Source organism: Pseudomonas sp. SA233 (assembly GCF_054792385.1).
Genome location: NZ_CP096450.1, coordinates 263,367 through 279,920, shown reverse-complemented (window position 1 = coordinate 279,920; position 16,554 = coordinate 263,367). Strand labels below are relative to the sequence as shown.

General features: G+C 53.5%; 14 protein-coding genes. 3 read left to right on the top strand and 11 right to left on the bottom strand.

All coding sequences use genetic code 11. The features are described 5' to 3' along the window. Positions 1-52: 52 nt before the first annotated feature. Positions 53-1,045: a hypothetical protein gene (locus M1D87_RS27910; protein ID WP_023662224.1), complete on the bottom strand. Its 993-nt coding sequence runs from the start codon at positions 1,043-1,045 to the stop codon at positions 53-55. A gap of 286 nt (positions 1,046-1,331) precedes the next feature. On the opposite strand from M1D87_RS27910, the gene M1D87_RS27905 reads away from it, so the two are divergent. After that, positions 1,332-2,021: an XRE family transcriptional regulator gene (locus M1D87_RS27905; protein ID WP_223817440.1), complete on the top strand. Its 690-nt coding sequence runs from the start codon at positions 1,332-1,334 to the stop codon at positions 2,019-2,021. A 56-nt stretch (positions 2,022-2,077) separates the two neighbouring features. On the opposite strand, the gene M1D87_RS27900 is transcribed toward M1D87_RS27905, so the two are convergent. Next, positions 2,078-3,199: a DUF3150 domain-containing protein gene (locus M1D87_RS27900; protein ID WP_421091856.1), complete on the bottom strand. Its 1,122-nt coding sequence runs from the start codon at positions 3,197-3,199 to the stop codon at positions 2,078-2,080. A 71-nt stretch (positions 3,200-3,270) separates the two neighbouring features. On the opposite strand from M1D87_RS27900, the gene M1D87_RS27895 reads away from it, so the two are divergent. Next, positions 3,271-4,421 (top strand): IS3 family transposase gene (locus M1D87_RS27895; RefSeq protein WP_421091906.1). Its coding sequence is split into 2 segments (ribosomal slippage): positions 3,271-3,505 and positions 3,505-4,421, totalling 1,152 coding nucleotides; the frame shifts between segments, so codons are not numbered across the junction. Between the two features lie 128 nt (positions 4,422-4,549). Here the strand turns inward: M1D87_RS27895 and M1D87_RS27890 are convergent. The 9 genes from M1D87_RS27890 to M1D87_RS27850 all read right to left on the bottom strand — a co-directional run bounded on the left by M1D87_RS27890 (position 4,550) and on the right by M1D87_RS27850 (position 15,791). Continuing rightward, positions 4,550-5,614: an AAA family ATPase gene (locus M1D87_RS27890; RefSeq protein WP_023662227.1), complete on the bottom strand. Its 1,065-nt coding sequence runs from the start codon at positions 5,612-5,614 to the stop codon at positions 4,550-4,552. Between the two features lie 124 nt (positions 5,615-5,738). Next, complete coding sequence (locus M1D87_RS27885) at positions 5,739-7,466, bottom strand: VWA domain-containing protein (RefSeq protein ID WP_039614020.1); 1,728 nt, start codon at positions 7,464-7,466, stop codon at positions 5,739-5,741. A gap of 80 nt (positions 7,467-7,546) precedes the next feature. Beyond that, positions 7,547-8,101, bottom strand: coding sequence for a hypothetical protein (locus M1D87_RS27880; RefSeq protein WP_177328662.1), 555 nt, complete (start codon positions 8,099-8,101; stop codon positions 7,547-7,549). Between the two features lie 101 nt (positions 8,102-8,202). After that, a complete protein-coding gene (locus M1D87_RS27875; RefSeq protein ID WP_232859932.1) occupies positions 8,203-9,996 on the bottom strand; it encodes a helicase-related protein in 1,794 nt (597 codons plus the stop codon). 267 nt (positions 9,997-10,263) lie between these two features. Further along, entirely contained in the window at positions 10,264-10,731 is a 468-nt protein-coding gene (locus tag M1D87_RS27870; protein WP_039614017.1) for a membrane protein, read from the bottom strand. A gap of 258 nt (positions 10,732-10,989) precedes the next feature. Then, positions 10,990-12,585 carry a conjugal transfer protein TraN gene (locus M1D87_RS27865; RefSeq protein ID WP_177337045.1) on the bottom strand — a complete coding sequence of 532 codons (1,596 nt, stop codon included), beginning with the start codon at positions 12,583-12,585 and terminating at the stop codon, positions 10,990-10,992. A 13-nt stretch (positions 12,586-12,598) separates the two neighbouring features. After that, positions 12,599-13,759: a hypothetical protein gene (locus tag M1D87_RS27860; protein WP_039614016.1), complete on the bottom strand. Its 1,161-nt coding sequence runs from the start codon at positions 13,757-13,759 to the stop codon at positions 12,599-12,601. Continuing rightward, the gene (locus M1D87_RS27855) at positions 13,756-14,172 is read right to left on the bottom strand and encodes a hypothetical protein (RefSeq protein WP_039614015.1); all 417 of its coding nucleotides are present in this window, start codon (positions 14,170-14,172) and stop codon (positions 13,756-13,758) included. The genes M1D87_RS27860 and M1D87_RS27855 overlap by 4 nt, the downstream gene beginning before the upstream one ends. Positions 14,173-14,831: 659 nt before the next feature. Then, positions 14,832-15,791, bottom strand: coding sequence for a tetratricopeptide repeat protein (locus M1D87_RS27850; RefSeq protein ID WP_039614014.1), 960 nt, complete (start codon positions 15,789-15,791; stop codon positions 14,832-14,834). A gap of 48 nt (positions 15,792-15,839) precedes the next feature. Between M1D87_RS27850 and M1D87_RS27845 the strand changes: the two genes are divergently transcribed. Then, complete coding sequence (locus M1D87_RS27845; protein ID WP_039614013.1) at positions 15,840-16,271, top strand: lytic transglycosylase domain-containing protein; 432 nt, start codon at positions 15,840-15,842, stop codon at positions 16,269-16,271. Positions 16,272-16,554: the final 283 nt, after the last annotated feature.

The window sequence follows — 16,554 nt, the reverse complement described above, 5'->3', positions numbered from 1 at the left end:
CTCCAATGCTGGATCTCGATGGCTTCACGAAACGGGTTGAGGCAGCCCCAGCTTAATCGTCCTGTTGCTCACCTGGGGTTGCAGGCTTGCTTGCCGACTCAGAACCAAAGGCCGATGCGAACAAAGCGCTGCGTTCTGCACCGCCTTCTTTCGGTTGCGAAGCTTGAGTGCCGTGGCTCTTGAACAGTTCAGCGGCCCAGCCCGGCACGATCTTGATATGACCTGAATCGGGGGTCACAGGAGCCGGCATATCTTTGGCCTGGATGTATGGGATCTTGGACACCTCAGCGATCCCTGTTTCCTCATCAGGCAGGGAGATGGCCTTGACGTCCATACGGAACTCACCGTTGACGATGATGGGCATGCCGCGGGCAAGCTTTTCGGACAGCGGCTGCAGATTACGCCCATACCACCGAACAGGGATGCAGGCATCGGTGTCTTTCGACTGTCGAATCAGCACCACCAGGCGGTCGTTGATTGGCGTACCGTCCACGGGGTGTCGCCGGTTGCGTTCCAGATTCTTGGCTTGGATGAAGCCTGCAATGCGAATCTGGTTCGAGGCGTTTTTGTTGAGATCCATCGCCTTCCAGTCGAAGGAGTCGAGACGGTCTTCAGTACCGGCGCCGGGCTGCTGCTCCAGCGCTGCAACCGAGGCCGGAGTGCCAGAGTCTTTTGCGGCGGCATGTACGACAGCATCCCACTTCCGCATAAAGTCATCCCGGAAGCGGCCGCCCAGGTGCATAACGTTCGGCGCCTCGAAACGGATGCTCTTGAGCCGTGCAATACGGTTTTCACCCTGCATGGCGCCATCGGTGTGAACGAACGCCATGATGAGGTCCCACTCCTTGATCTCCCGAGGAATCGGCGACTTCTTGGGGTCGTAGTGGATGGGAAGCATGTGGTTTTCCGAACGGGTCTGCTGGATGAAACAGAGACCTTCGACCGGATCATTGAACCGCAGGACGCCGGCGATGTAGCCAGAGTTGAGCATCCCGTTTGGATACGAATAGGAATCAGGCTTCCGCTTTGCGTCCTGGGGCAGCATTGAGTACCTCGATACGTGAATGGCGTGGTTTTCCAAAGAATACGCAACACGTACCAATAATACAAGATGAATCAAAATCGTCTTGTCTCGCGTGAAGCGCCCGCAGAGCTACCGCCACAGGGACACACCAGGTCAAAGAAGTCTCTTTTTCCACCGGAACAAGAGATTTGAATCTTGTTGTTAACTGTGTAGAATCTTTTCCATTTAATACTGGATTTCTCTGCTTTATTTGTCTAGAGAGCGTCCCGAATCATGTTAGACGCCGCGACCAAACCGGAGCCGCACAATGCCCAAAGCTAGCGACAAGACCGCAAGTGAATCGACAGGACGGCAGTCTCAAGCGCCTGCCAAAGCACCTGCAAAAGCTGCTGCGAAGCCAGTAGCTCGAAAACGTGTTGCTGAGGCCGAGGCACAGGCTCCTCAGGCTGCCGCCACGCCTAAGAGACCTCGTGCTTCAGCCAAGGCCAAAGCAGCGCCAAAAGAAAATTCACCTGCAGCAAAAAGCACTCGAAACACCATGCCAGGCTCCCGCCTCGTCAAGCTGATTAAGAAGGTGATCGTCGATCGAGGGCTGCCCGACCGTGCAATTGCCGATGTCATGGGTATCACAGTCATCTACTGGAACTCCCTGGCTAACGGGAATCGCCAGATTCGGTCGCTTGGCAAAGAAAAGCTGTCGTTGGTGGCCGACTTCCTTGGTCTTCCGCTCATCCAAGTTTACAACCTGGCTGATTTCTTCACGCCAGAAGATTTTGTCTACAAAAAAGATCTTGATGAGCAACTCTGGCTGTCGATTGAGAAGATGGGCAGCGATCCCACCTGGGTTGGCTATATCCCGAAACAGGAAGAATGGGATCAAACCCCTCTCGCCGTTCGCATGACCATGGTGTTGCTGTATGAGCAGCTCTCCGGGCGCCAGCTGTTGGCTAAGGCGGAAATCGAGCTGCCTCATCTGAAAGGCTCGCCGACTGCTTAACCCACATCCATAGAGAAAAAAAGAAACCCCGGTCATTGACCGGGGTTTTTTGTGGGTTAGAAAATGAACGCAGTTGTTAAAGCCTGCGAGTTCGTATCCGATGCTACCGCCTTCTCAGGCTCGATTAGGGGTTGATCAGGTGCTGTTCCAAAGAAGACATTATCTTCTGACTTATGACTAGTTGGAAGTGGTGGGATCACCGAGACTTCAGGGACAATAGTCACCTCATCGTGTTCGACTTGTGGCTGAACAGAGGAAGGCGCCGAATTACTGAAGAAAACGCTGTCTTGATCCACTACTGAGGCCGGATCTGACGCTTCAACACTCAACGGATCAAACTCAGTCGCATGTTCTCCAAGAATCTTTTCAGGATCCATGCAGAATGACAGCAAGCTAGATACCTGAATGTAAGCAAGTCCTTCAATGCTCGGTCCGCTAGGGACAGCCGCTAATACCGAAGCACACATCTGCTCCAGGTTAGAGAACTTGCTTGAGAGAACGCTCATCGCTTCAGCTTTGTCCTGAACGCGACGAATCAAGCCCAAGATCCTTGATGTGGTTTTCCCGTTGCCTTTGCGAGTCCAGGAGCGATTAACGTCCTCCGCAATCTCTAATGCAGCTTGCCCGACTAAGCCTTTGACCTCCTTTTGAAGCGCATCATCTTCACCAAAGTAGCTGGTGTCGTTGATACGAATCGCCGAAGTGTCGAATGTCAGCATCCTTTCAAGTACTGAAACCTGAGGAGCATGCTGGCGGATCAAGTCTGCACGAGACTTACCACCCTGTGTTACACCTGCGTTAGTAGCCGAACTAGCCCAGTCCTCTACCATTTTTGGAAGACCGCTGAGGAATTTAGCTTTCTCCTCTAGGTACTTCTCTTTAATCGCATTAAGTACTTTTGCAAGCTTTTTGGCGTGCTGAGTAGGAACGAAGTACCCTCGGATACGATTGTTCACCTTGCGAGATACCCCTACCTTGAGAATCTCTCGCTTTGCTTCCGACCGGGACTTGTTGACCCAGGCAAACGAGCCTGAAGGCAGCATGCGGCCAACCTCACGGATGAAGTCGTCGCCATCAACTGTCTTCTCACCGGTGCTGCCACCAATGATGTAGTCAAAAAGCACAACATCCTGAAGGATGCTGATACCCAGGTCATCGGTTTGATTGGTTGTGCTCATGATGGCTCTGAATCGCCCCTGGTTTCGTAGACACCTCCAAGCCTCATAATGAGGCCCAAATAGGAGGTGCCATGAGTCGTCAGCGTTACCCCGAAGAATTCAAGATCGAAGCGGTCAAGCAAGTGACCGAGAAAGGCAAACCCGTCGCCGATGTCGCCCAGCGCCTGGGCATGTCTGTGCACAGCCTTTACGCCTGGATCAAGGTCTACAGCAAGCCCCAAGAGCAGCGTCAGCAAGACGAGGATCAGCAGGCCGAACTGCGCAAGCTGCGCGCTGAACTCAAGCGCGTGACGGAAGAGCGAGACATCTTAAAAAAGGCCGCCGCGTACTTTGCCAAGGAGTGCGGCTGAAGTACGCCTTCATCAAGAAGCACTCGACTGATTACCCGGTGCGGCGCCTTTGCCAAACCCTCAAGGTGCACCCCAGCGGCTACTACGCCTGGCTGGCCGAGCCTCAATCTGCCCGAGCAAAAGAAGATCAACGTCTGCTTGGCTTGATCAAACACGCCTGGCTAGAAAGCGGAGGTGTATACGGCTACCGCAAAATTCACGATGACCTACGTGAGCTAGGAGAGGAATGCGGACGAAATCGAGTCGGGCGCTTGATGCAGGCGGAGGGGCTGCGTTCGCAAACGGGCTATCGGCGGCGTCCAGGGTTTTACGGTGGAAAACCAACAGTGGCCTCGCCCAACCACCTCGCGCGGCAGTTCAAGGTTAGTGAGCCGAACAAGGTCTGGGTGACAGATATCACTTACATCCGCACCTATGAAGGATGGCTCTACCTGGCGGTAGTGCTGGATCTGTTTTCACGCCAAGTAATTGGTTGGTCAATGAAGCCAAGGATGTGCAGCGATCTGGCTATCGACGCAATGTTGATGGCTGTGTGGCGACGCAAGCCACAGCAGCAAGTGATGATTCACTCAGATCAAGGTAGTCAGTTCAGTAGCTCAGATTGGCAAAGCTTCTTGAAGGCTAACAATGTAATCAGCAGCATGAGTCGGCGGGGAAACTGCCACGACAATGCCGTAGCCGAGAGCTTTTTCCAGCTTTTGAAGCGGGAGCGGATCCGAAGAAAGATCTACACAACCCGTGAAGAAGCCCGAAGTGATATTTTCGATTACATCGAAATGTTCTATAACCCTAAACGCCGACACAGCAGTGCTATGCAGCTGTCTCCAATAGAGTATGAGAAACGCTATTTCCTGAGCTTGGAGAGTGTCTAGGAAACCAGGGGCGATTCACTCTCCTGAAATTGAAAGAACGGATCTCTTGCGAAAGACCCAGTGTCAGGAGATGTCTCACAGGCGCCCATAAACGAAAAAACCCCGGCGAACCGGGGTATGGTGAAGCGTTAGACGGTACCGACGATGGTCGACCAGATCTTCAAGATCGACGCGGCTTCATGGTGTTGAGCAAAATCCAGAACCGTCATTTGGAGAGCCAGTTTCTGGCTTTCCTCGGTCGTTTTCCCCATCTGCATGAGCAGCCTGTAGTTCATCGCCCAGTTCAGCACGTTCCGGGTGGTGATTGTGAAGTTAAGGGCCATGCCACCAGCCCCAGCGTCCTCAGTCAGAGCAATGAAATTGGCTCTGATCTTGGCAGCCAGGGTTGCCATCGCTTGCGCGATGACCACGGGGGTGCCGGTCTGCTCAACAATGAGGTTGGCCTCCCGGCCTTCCTCCATGTAGTTGCAGTACATGACGTTGAAACGGTCAATCGTGGCGATGTTCATTTTCTTCGTGCCCCTGTAACCCGCAGCACTACCTCCTTTACCGCCAGCGGAACCGCTACCATTCGTGTTGCCGGTAGCTGCGATCAAACAACCTGGCGCGATGTGAATCAACTCGCCAGTCTGATCAAGGAAGATTGGCTTACCATCGAGGATTCCATTGAGGCCCATTTGGATCTGAGGTGGCAACTGATCGAACTCGTCCAGGAGAAGAATGGAGTTAGGGGTTTTAGCCCACTGACACACCTTCCCGTTGATCCACTGCATCCCGTCAGGGCCGCAGAGTTTCCAGCTACCGAACAGGTCGGAAAGCGTAGATTCTTCAGAGCACTGGACTGTAAACACCGATCTGCCCGTCCGTGACGCGAAGGCTTCTACCAAGGTTGTTTTACCAGCGCCAGAGGGGCCGTAAATGTAGGTCGCTTTCTTGATGGAGGCCTTGAAAAAGTCCTGTGCAAGTCCAGCTGAGGCTGCCCAAACGATTAAGCGAGTTAGTAAATCCGGATCAAAACTGTATGGAACAATTTTTGGGGTGAACCGGGTTTCTTTGAAGATTTTGGTCTGCAAGCCAACAAAAAATGGCGCGTCGGTACCAAAAACTTCTGGTGCAAGACGAACAGCGATTGGGTTGAGTGTGTCGATTACGGCGTCGAGTTGTGGCTCATTGATGGACTGAAAAGCGGTCATGATCGATTCCCTGTAGACAATGGATGGCCTCTTGCGAAGGCCTGGTACAAGGGGATGCCTAACACGCGTGTAGAAGAATAAAAAAACCGGACCCCAAGGAGTCCGGCTGGTCTTACGTTGTGGTCTATACGAAACCCTGCTTAAGCGCCGCAAATACGGCTGTAGCCAGGTCGTTGTCAGTCTTAGCTACACCACAGGCCATCCCAGCATCCTGGAATAGGTTGTAGTGTTCATCACCGATCAGGACGAAGCGTACTTCGATTCCCATGAGCGCTGCCTCGTCAACGGCCGACCTCAGCATGTCGCTGTTACCTGGGTCGCCATCGGTGATGACAATCAGGATCCTGCGCGCCTCCGGCCGGTCAATGAGTTTCTTCAGCGCCCATACCACAGCAAGGTGAGTTTTCGTTTGTCCCTTGGGAGTAGGCATATACCGTTGCAGCGTGCTAGCCCAGCTATCTTCAAATGCGTGCCATTCCCGAATCACCGTGTTGTAAGTGGCAATTCCGACAGGTATGGACGTATTATTCAACACCTCACCCACTGCGACCGAAACACGGTTACAAGCTTCTTGCGCTGTGATCCTGTTGTCGTCCTTACCTTTTTCAGGTTCGGGTCCAAGTCGACTTCTCATGGACGAACTTTCATCACCCAACAAATAAAAGCAGGTGTCGATTTCCTCCGCTTGCTTTCTTTTGGTGAAGATCTGATCGTCGCCTACTGCGTACCGCCAAAGTTTTCGGGTGTTAAGTCTTCCCTCGTTTGTTGTCAAAACCTCATTTTGGGTAATAGCTTCAATAAACTGTTCGAAGGTTGCAGATAGCATTGCTGCCGTTTTCTGAGCGCCAGCCCGAAGAAGGCGTCGATTTTCAAATGATCCGCCAGACTTCGACAGACTCATTTCCTGCATCTCGTTGGATAAGTCTGGTTGATATCCGCCAGCCCGATTCTGATTGACCCCAGGCAGGCTAGAGCAAATTATATCTTCCAAACCTTTTGCATAACTTCCGCAGTCACTCTGGCTTGCGCTAAGGACTTGGTTGAGAGCGTCTGAGATATCTCCTGGTTGACCTTTCCCTTCAGTCTGACCCGGAGAACCGGGCTCGCCTTGCGTGTCGGACGGGCTACCAGGGCCTTGCTTGGGCGCAGCCGTTTGTTGGTCCTTGGTAAGTTTCAGCAGATCGACAATTTCATTGGCAGCTTTGTTTGCCCCCTGAGTATCCGGTGCATTGCAGCCTTTCACTGCAATTGCCTTGACTTGATCAACTAGCGCCGCTCCAAATGTTGCGACAGCAAGAGCACGGTAAGCGAGAGAGAACTCCTGCAGGCAGGTTTGTTCAAGGAGCTCGCTACGAAGCTCAGTGACCAGCCAGGCGACCAAGATTGACTGAGGGGTTTCTTGGCCAGCGACAGGCCCGTGAAAAATCCCTCTTTTCTTCAGGATCTTTAGGGCGTTGTGGATATTGGTGTTGGCTCCACGAAAGCGTGGCTTTGCCAAAAGCTCACCACGTGGATCCTCAAGAACGTTCAGCAATGTTCCGGAGATATCTGGTTTCATCACGACGGAGAAATCCGTGTGAAGGCCATGGCAGAGGATTTCATGGTCGAGTAGACCATTAATCAGTTCGAGATCTTCATCAGTACCCATAGCAGCAGTCTGTGGCAAGGTCAGTAGCAACCCGCCGGACTCCTGGTGATCAGGGCCAATCGAAGCCGTTTTGATATTCCCCCAGATGATGCGCACCCGTCGACCCGCCTTGTTCGCTTCCGCGATCAGCAGATGGGTGTAAAGGTAAATGTGACGCATCGAGACGTTGGACTTTGCAGGAAGCTGCGCTTGAGCGAGACTCATGGATATCCCCTGTTGTTGAATGACGGCATCGGCTATGCCTACGCCTTACAAAGGGGGATGCTTGACACGTGATTAGAAGATCACTGGTCAGTCAATGGCAGCTCGATGCCATGCTTCATCAACTGGTCGCGAAGAGCGCCATGGAGGTCCTTCATCAGTGCTGCGCCGTCAAGTGAAGGCGCTGGAGGCTGTACTGGGGCCGGCGACAGTGATTGATGGTCTAGGGGTGGCAGTAGCGCCCGCCCGTTGGCTTTGTAACGGGCGATATAGTCCTCGACAATGTCGCGCAGGAGTGCAGAGGGTGTGAGGCCTGGATGGGATGACTGCGACATCTCTGCGACGATCGCTTGAAAGTCCTCTTCGGTTGTCCGACTTACCCTGGTCGACAGCGGTTGATCAGCGCTCTCGCGACCAGCGAAGTTTATTTTCTCTGCCTGGCTAAGGTATGGCTCCAAGATCGGTGCCATCAGATCACGCACGACCTCGTCGTCCACATACTGGAAGCATTGGATTTTGACGGTTCGACTCAAGAAGCCTATGAGTATTGGCGAACTCTCAACTGCCTCAAGCAGGCGCAGCTCAGCGACGGCGTCATTCGCATACTTCCAGATGGTAGGCAGGCTGATGACATACATGCGGCCTACATCCCGGGCTATGTCCCCTGCGAGTAGCCGCTGGTAAATCGCTACCTTGACTGCGAGCGGTGTTGATTTTGCGGCCAATTTGACCTCCCTATCTATTGCTGAGCCGGAATGAGGCCCGCTTGTACAGCCCCGGCCTCTATTTCACCACGAGTGAGGCTCAGGCCAAAAAATAGAGGTCGCGTGGCACCAGATTGTCTCTCTCCGTCTAGGCTCAGATCGCCATAGCCACGACTCTCCGCATCCTTTTCGGCCAGTACAAACCCGTCATTGCAAGCGGTCAGCAGCCTCAAGCGTGAGGACGCTGACTGTTTGATTGGACTGGGAAGATACATGATGAAGAATCCGCGGCCTCCTTTCCGAGCTACTCGGCCACGGAGCTGGTGCAACTGAGCTACGCCGAAGTGTTCTGGACTCACTGCAACCATCAGTGTCAAACCCGGGAAGGTTACCCCAACCTCGATCACAGTTGAGGCGACTAACAGCTTGATTTGGCCAGATTTCATCTTCTCTATGGTTTCAGTTTTGGCCGACTCGGGAAGGCTGCCGTGAATGTAACCTACATCGTCTCCCAGAAGCTTCCGGAAACGTTCGTAGGCTGCCTCCACAGCATTCCGAGTGTCTGCCTCACCATTCACCACGGGATAGACGAACGCAGCCTGTCCGCCCTGCTTGATGACCTGCATAACCAGATCATGCAGTTTCTGCCTGGCGTTGTGGGTGATGATCCTTGTGACGATGTCCCGCGGTACCGGGGTGGACCTCAGGATTGAGATCGGTAGCCCGCCCAGTTGGACCAGCGCCACTGTTCGCGGGATCGCGGTTGCTGTTGATTCAAGGAAGTTGGTATGAGGCGCGATGAGCTTCTTTCGCTGAGCTACAGAGAATCGTTGCTGCTCGTCAGCGATGACCAGGTCAAAGACGATCCCTTCTTTGCTTGCTGCAGAAATAACTGCTGTGGTGCCCACCACGATTCCAGATGACAGGTCGATCTTGGCTTTCCCAACAGGGCCTACAACGGTGACAACGGGAATCTCGTAAAAGAGGCTGCTCAGCTCAGCCGCCAGTTGCTGGGCGAGGATCTGGCCAGGCGCGATAATGGCGACCCTGGCCCCAGCGAGATAGCTCGCGGCGGCTGGAATCATGAACGTGAATGACTTGCCGGTACTGACATCGCCCGACAATATGCGCTGCATTGGATAGGGTGACCTTAGGTCTGACACGATCTCATCGATTGCTTGGAGCTGGTCAGCAGAAGGCTTGAAAGGTGCTCGCTTGATCAGGTCAGCCACCTGGTCCCGGTCGATTCGCAGGAGAGCCCCCTTCACTGCCGGGCGGTTCCGATGCGCTTCGACGCGATTAACCAACGCCTGTATGCAGACGGCCTTGGCAATTCTCACCGCCTCCTCTCCTTCCCGGACTGAAAGGGGTGAATGCAGGTTGCGTAGCAAGTCAGCAGGGTCGTTGAGGCCTGTGAGCTTTCGAAAGTCATCCTCGTGCATCAGGGCCTGTTCCAGCAACAGGCAGGCGGCCTCATTGATGTGCGCCATAGCCGCGGTGACGGCTTCGCCAAGAACTTCGGCGCTCACCTGATTCTGCTTGCCCTGGTAGACAGGCATCACACGTCCAATCATCGCCGGAGGTATGACCATCGGATTCGACATGGTTGGCCGCCCTTCGAAGGTGACCACCTCTCCGTAAGTGTGCACAGTTGCGCCAAAGTCGTACCCCATCCACGGTTCGATCGAAGGCTTACCTATCAAGTTGATGTGCAAGCGCTGCCCTCGCCCGTCAACCACCTTGACGTATCCGCGGAACGCTCCTTTGACTTCTTGCAGTGCAACGCCGCTACGATCAAAGATCGCTCGCTCAATCAAGGTCAGAGCCATGTATGAGGCCTGCCCGATATCTGGCAAGGGAAGCACCTCAATGGGCTCGTGAAAGTCCCTGTATTCCTTTGGTACCGTCAAAAGGCACTCGGGCAGCGTTGTGAACCCCAAGCGAGTAAGTCGCCCTATGTCATGCATAATCAGATTTCGTGGCTGGTGATCGAGGATGGATAGTCACGCGTAACTATAACCCATGAGAATCAAAAGTGCTTGACGCAAAAAAGCCCTAGACGATGTATGTCGTCTAGGGCTTTGGGGTGAAACTTTTTAGTGGCTGACCCGAGAGTTGCCAGTTTGGCCTGTGATCAAACGAACCGAATCACCAGGGGTAAAGGTCTCTGCTGGATCTTTGGCCTGGGTGACGGCCTGCAAGCTGCCGTCGCTGCTCATTTTCACAGTGATTTCGATCCCGTCAGCATCATGGGCTTTCTTGTCGACTGCTGCACCAATCGCTGCGCCGACCGCGCCAGCGACAACCATTACGGCCAGTTGTCCCAAACCACCACCGCCATTGCTGCCGGCGATCGCTCCGAGGGCACCACCAGCCATACCGCCGATCGGTGAAGGCTTCCCGTTGATTTTCACGTCACGGACTGAGTCGACAACACCGAGCTCAACCTTCATTTTCTGCATAGCAGTTGCCTGGGAGTAGTCCCGGCTGGTCATATTCGAAGCGCAGCCAGACATGACAGTAGCCGTGGTGATGATCAGCAGAGTAGCGATGAGCTTTTTCATAATATGCATCCTTGAATAAGAGGTTTGCTTTGAGAGCGCGGATTTGAGGATCTTTGGTTAGCTTCACATTGACGGTATGTGCAACACGCGCTTGTAAAACGCAGCAAAAATAATCAGGAGCCGTTATGTGCTCGTGTAACTCATCTCTTAAGCCTCACATTAATCAGCCCATGGTCTGGCGCATATTTGCCGGGGGCGGGCTAGAAAATCCGCAAAAAAAAGCCCCGCTTATCCGCGGGGCCGTACAGTAGGTTTGATTTAGTTGTATGTGTTTTCGCTGGCTTTCTGCGAGATGTCACTCTGAATGTCTTCTACCTCTGGAAGAACGGTCGCATTCATGATGTCATCTACAAACTCAGACAGGTCGAGCGCTGAGAAGTCGATTTGCTGGAACTCTTCAACCGTAAATCCTCCACAACTAGGACTCTCGGGCGTTCCCCAGCCCTTCCCGATCTGCGGCTTGCCCTGCTCGTTGATGATCTTCGCCAGGATCGAGTTGTAGCAGCAGTAGGCTTCAGTTGTCTCCAGGCAGGCACCAAACACTTTCTTGGAGCAGTAGCTGCCGACGAAGTGGCAGAGATTTGCACCGCGGTGCATCCCCAGTTGCTGCTCTTCCGGTTCGCACGACTTGAGCTCCATCACCACTTGAATTGCAACCGCAATCGCAAAACTGTATGGGTCGAAGTAAAAACCATTTCCCAGAGCATAAACAGGCCCGCCTAACATTCCCGTTGCGGGAACGGCTGCTGCTCCACCCACTGCATAGCTCAGCCCGTAGACACCGAAGCTAAGGGTTGGAGCGGAGGGAGCTGAGGCCCCCAGCGCAGAGGCACCTTGCTTCACCCACTCGGCGTTATTGTATGCAAAGTCATACATGTACTTCGAGCCATAGCTCGCTAAGCCTCCACCTACTGAGGTGGCTACCTGGCCCATAATGGAAAAATTGGTTTCAGCTCCACCACTTTTACCACAGCAGTTTTTGATGCCGCCATACCCCTTACGGCATGATTCATCTTCCCCACCAAACAGCTCACCGTCCGAGCCATATACGCCGGCTTCACGTGCGGCCTCTTTGGCTGCAACAGCTTTGGCGAAATCAGTATCCGATGGGTAACTTGTATCCCAGCAGACACCCTGATAGCAGGAAACTTTAGTGCTGCAGTCCTCGGTTGTAGTAGTCTCACCTTTTTTGGTAATGCAGCTATATGTGACCTGGGCCATGACGCAGCCAATCGGGTCAGTGCTCTCGATACATGTTTCGTCGATCTTTGTACAGCCTTTATCCTCGTATTGCTGACAATCATTTTCCTTGTTTGGATTGATGCATGAGTAGTCATCATCGTACTTCCAGCATGCTTTGTAGACTGGCAAGCCGTTTATGACACGCGTTTCTGGGCCTTCGACGCATGTGTGAGAAGCGAGATAACAGAGTGGATTATCAGCCAGTGGATCGCACTGCGTGGTATCTAACTCATCGCGAGTGATGGTGTAAGTATTATCAAGCTGGATAGTGTTTGAAGGCTTTGCTGTTGCTGGGTTGTCACATCTGTAGGTTCTCTGCTCCACTAAGCAGGTGCCGTTCCAGGCTGTAGATATACAGGACGTAGAGGTCTGATAGCACCCGGCAACCTTTGAAATAGCCGCACAATAGTCAATCGAATTAGGTTCAACGCACTGGTATGTCGATCTATAACGCCAGCAAGCCTTATAAATAAGGTTGCCCGCGATGTTTCTTGTTTCGGCACCCTCTACGCATGTTTCCCCTGTTTTGCGGCAATCCGCGGCATGGGAGATTGTTGCAAAAAAAACTAATACTAGCGGTATCAGTTTCATCAATGTTTTCTGAATACTCATCTGTTATAACCCCCTACTTAGTGCGAGCATTCAGCGCACTACATTGATCAGTCCATGTTTCGGTGCAGGGGCCATTGCACAGCATCCGAGCGTACATTGTGATGTAGGTTTCGCCCCCGCCGCCAACAGCAGTGATCGTCTCAAGCTTGTTGACACCCGCAACCAAGTACGGAATAAGATTAATGTTTGGTGTCGCCCCCCAGCTGTTACCAAGTTCCCGGTTGCGCTGAACTCCATCGCCGATGTTAACTTTACCATTACTGAACAGGGACAGCTGAGTTCCGCCATAGGGGCCACTGAACAAGTAAGTTCCATTTATCTTAATTAGGATGTAATCGTCGTAATACACGGATGCTAGCGTAAACTGGGTGAGCATCGTCGGGTCTTTAACTTGGAACTCAAGCGAACGCGAATAAATACCATCGCTCCAGTAGTTGTCACCGATGGAGCCGAACTGAAGTGCATAGGTGCCGTTAGAGTTTGCCAGCGACCACGATGTATACATGTCAGATTGTGTTGTCCCTGGCACAATACCTCCGTTGTCGCATCCTACAATAGGTGGCTGGCATGCCAATGTTAGGTAACGATCACACTGGACGGTCTGAATCGCATTGTGTGTCACATTGCACTGGAAGTTTGCCTTGGCATCAACATCTACGATCTGCCCCATCGAGCAGGCCTTCTCTTCACTTAAGTTATATATGTTACAGACTTCAGTGGAGTAGATGTCTGGCGTGGTTGTGGTTTTGGTTCCACAGTTCTCGGTTATATCCCCCGGTTTGGCGTTATTGATGATCTCGCCGATGCCACTGATAATCGGGTCGTTCTCATCCACATTGACTTTGACACGCTCATATGGATTCTTGGCCAGGAAGTTGACAGCGTCACATTCTTGGTTCGCTATCTGGTCGGTGCCATCGGGTTCCGTTTTGCAACTATTGATCCGTGCAGTTCCGACGTTGAAGAGAGAGGTGCTGCCAAACTGTGATGATTGCGACGGAGTGGCCGTATAGAACGGCATCGCCTTGGCATTGGAAGAAGTCACATTGGAGGACAGTTTACTGAGGTTAGACTTGCCGAGCTCCGTTCCCTCAGAGTGTGGGTCAGCCCCAGCAGTGCTAGATAGCACCAGAGCCGCGGCCAAGGTCAGTAAGCTATGCGTTCTGAATTTCATTGGGATTGAACCTTGTTAACCTTGGTTGGCGAGTGCGGGTCTTGAGTGAACAGGCTTGGGTCTGCCGGCGGGGAGCCGTCTTCACAGACGTTCATCCCCCAGCCAACTTCGAGTGGGCCGGAGCCGCCGTTGACCTTGGGAACCTCTTGCTGCGTGAACTGGATTGCTACGCGGGCGCAGCCGGGCTGCTGGAGTTGCTCAACGACCTTGGCCTCCACCATGACTGGTTCGCGTGAGTGGGTTTTGGCTTTCCAGACGTCAGCTTGGTCCCCGGTTAATTCGGCGGATGCGTGGCCGGTTTTCACGGCTTCGATCAGAATTTCTTTCGAGGTGTCGGCGTGCGCTGTGAAGGATGCTGCGCCAAGGACGATGAGGGAGGTGCACAGGGGCAAAAGGTTGGTCTTGAATCGCATTTTTGCTTTCCAGATACTGACAGTATTTTACACGTAACTGTAAGTCAGTTCAGGCATCGAAAGCAATCTGATAGATTTGTATGAGGCCGTGCCGATCGCCGCCCGGTCACCAATGCTGAAGGACAATTGTGCGAGGTCGACACGGTGGATGAGTTCTATCGCGCCACGATGGAGTTTGCGTTCGCAAGCCCTCGTGGTTACGTGGTGCCGATGCTCGCAATGGCAGTTGTCGTCAGAGCGTTGCCACCCCGGTGGCTAGCAACGTCTCTACTTAGGAGCGCTGGGGTTCTGTCCCATGAAATAGCCCACCTCCTGGTGGGGTATTTCACGAAGGCGAAGCCAGTCGGAATGTCGCTCATACCCCGCCGCGAAGGGAATCAAATTATCCTAGGGTCAGTAGAGTTCGAGCGCCTGACCTGGGCGAATGCCTGGATAACTGCTCTTGCGCCCCTATTTGCCTTGCCAGGCCTTTATGCGCTCGCCTTTTGGCGAACCTCGAATCATTCGGGGGGACTGACTTTGGTGGATCTGAGCTGTTGGATTCTGGCAGGGCCGATAATCCTGCACTGCTGGCCATCGAGGACAGACTGGCGATTGGCCCTCATCTCGTGGCCCATTCTTGGCTTGGCTTTGCTAGCCGCGGCGCTGTACGCCTGGAGTCAAGATTTGTCGTTCCTGTTGGCCTGGAGCAGTGTGGCGTCGTAGTCAGGGCGCTTCATGTGCTTATGTGTCGCAAGCCAGTTGGTTGCGAAGCTGGTCGCGTCGTTCTGCTCTTTTGAGCTGAGCCCGAAGGACGATATGCCACCCGAATTCATCCCCGGTTTTCCCTTGTTAAGGCCGACGTAGATCATCCACCAGGAAGCAGCCATCTTCTTGTTCTCATTCATGCCATGGCCATTTTTGTACATGGCCGAGAGGATAGCCGGCGCGTTGGGCTCGCTGGCTTGCGCCGCCTTCGTCAGCCAGTTGTACGCTTCCTGATACTCTCCCCGCTCGTAGAGCATGCGCCCAAGGAGGTAGTAGGCAGTCACGTTACCGCGATTGGCGCCTTCGTTTGCCCATGTCCAGGCCCTGTCACGGTCGCCTTTGTTGAGGTAGTAGAGTGACAGGCGTACAGCGGCGAGGTCGACGGATGCGTCCTTCACAGAAGACTCGAACATCTCCATCGCCTTGGCCTCATCCTTCGCAACACCACGGCCAAGTAAGGTAAGGACGGCCAGATTGTACCTAGCAAGGGGGTAGTCAGTGCTGGCGGCTGAGAAATATGCGGCAGCGGCAGCGCTGTCCTTCTTGACGCCTTCGCCGTGGTCCAGCAGATAGCCCACCACGTTCTGTGCTCGGCTATTCCCGCCCTGGGCGAGTTCAAAAAGCTTCGGCAGTGCGGCCTTATCTCCGGCCTTGTAGGCTGCCCACGTCCGAAGCACGTCGCCTCCCTCACGGGCGGTAGAGAGTAGTCCCTTCATGGCAGAGGAGATATCTGGAAGGCCGGAGTCCCCAGCGGCTTCGCTACTGAAGTATGCAGCGGCGGAAGTGTCTGCGGAGCTGTTAGCTGCACAGGTGACGCTGGCGAGCGCTAGGGGCAGCGCCAACAAGGCCGGCAGTCGATTCGATAAAGCCATGGTCTGATACGCCTTGTTTATTGATACGCGTAATGTATTCTTAAGCGCATGAAAAAACTATCCCTCCTTTTTCTTCTGGCAGGTGTGCTGACCGAGATGTCCTCGGCTGCTCACGCGGACTGCTTCGCCGACGCCGCTGCCCGCTATAGGGTCAGCGAGAAGCTGCTCCGCGCCATCCAGATCACCGAAAATCGCCCGGGTAAAGCTGACGCAGTGAGCCCTAAGAACAGCGACGGCAGCTGGGACATTGGGCTGATGCAGATCAACTCATCTTGGCTCCCTGCGCTGTCGAAATACGGCATCGGTGAGAAAGAGCTTTTAGATCGCTGTGTCAGTGCAAATGTTGGGGCGTGGATCCTAGCAAGCAACATCGCCTCTCACGGCCACGTCTGGAAAGCTGTTGGCGCATACAACAGTCCCAACGAGAAAAATCAGCGGATATATATTCAGAAAGTTATGAGTAACTATGGTGGTCTATAAATGAAACAGCTATTCAGCAGTGGTTTTGCTGTCTTGTTATTCGGGTGGATACTGTACACAGTATCGCCTGAAGAGCCCTGTGAGCGAGTAGACCGTGGGGCTTTACCGATACGAGTGGTTTTTGATGCGGTTCGTTGGGCTGGCACGAACTATCTCAGTACTGACTCACGGATTGATTTGCTGCTCTGGAGCATTGCAGCCGATAAAGCCGTGCAAAATTTCATCTCGCGTTTGTTCTATGGCCCAGAACTCACTTGCACTAGCGGCCAGGCTAAATAGGAGC

Excerpts from the sequence above, each read along its gene's own strand:
- M1D87_RS27855 (WP_039614015.1), bottom strand. The coding sequence starts at position 14,172 with ATGCGATTCAAGACCAACCTTTTGCCCCTGTGCACCTCCCTCATCGTC.
- M1D87_RS27845 (WP_039614013.1), top strand. The coding sequence starts at position 15,840 with ATGAAAAAACTATCCCTCCTTTTTCTTCTGGCAGGTGTGCTGACCGAG.
- M1D87_RS27890 (WP_023662227.1), bottom strand. The coding sequence starts at position 5,614 with ATGACCGCTTTTCAGTCCATCAATGAGCCACAACTCGACGCCGTAATC.
- M1D87_RS27900 (WP_421091856.1), bottom strand. The coding sequence starts at position 3,199 with ATGAGCACAACCAATCAAACCGATGACCTGGGTATCAGCATCCTTCAG.
- M1D87_RS27880 (WP_177328662.1), bottom strand. The coding sequence starts at position 8,101 with ATGTATGTCATCAGCCTGCCTACCATCTGGAAGTATGCGAATGACGCC.
- M1D87_RS27910 (WP_023662224.1), bottom strand. The coding sequence starts at position 1,045 with ATGCTGCCCCAGGACGCAAAGCGGAAGCCTGATTCCTATTCGTATCCA.
- M1D87_RS27860 (WP_039614016.1), bottom strand. The coding sequence starts at position 13,759 with ATGAAATTCAGAACGCATAGCTTACTGACCTTGGCCGCGGCTCTGGTG.
- M1D87_RS27870 (WP_039614017.1), bottom strand. The coding sequence starts at position 10,731 with ATGAAAAAGCTCATCGCTACTCTGCTGATCATCACCACGGCTACTGTC.
- M1D87_RS27885 (WP_039614020.1), bottom strand. The coding sequence starts at position 7,466 with ATGAGTCTCGCTCAAGCGCAGCTTCCTGCAAAGTCCAACGTCTCGATG.
- M1D87_RS27905 (WP_223817440.1), top strand. The coding sequence starts at position 1,332 with ATGCCCAAAGCTAGCGACAAGACCGCAAGTGAATCGACAGGACGGCAG.
- M1D87_RS27865 (WP_177337045.1), bottom strand. The coding sequence starts at position 12,585 with ATGAGTATTCAGAAAACATTGATGAAACTGATACCGCTAGTATTAGTT.
- M1D87_RS27875 (WP_232859932.1), bottom strand. The coding sequence starts at position 9,996 with ATGGCTCTGACCTTGATTGAGCGAGCGATCTTTGATCGTAGCGGCGTT.
- M1D87_RS27850 (WP_039614014.1), bottom strand. The coding sequence starts at position 15,791 with ATGGCTTTATCGAATCGACTGCCGGCCTTGTTGGCGCTGCCCCTAGCG.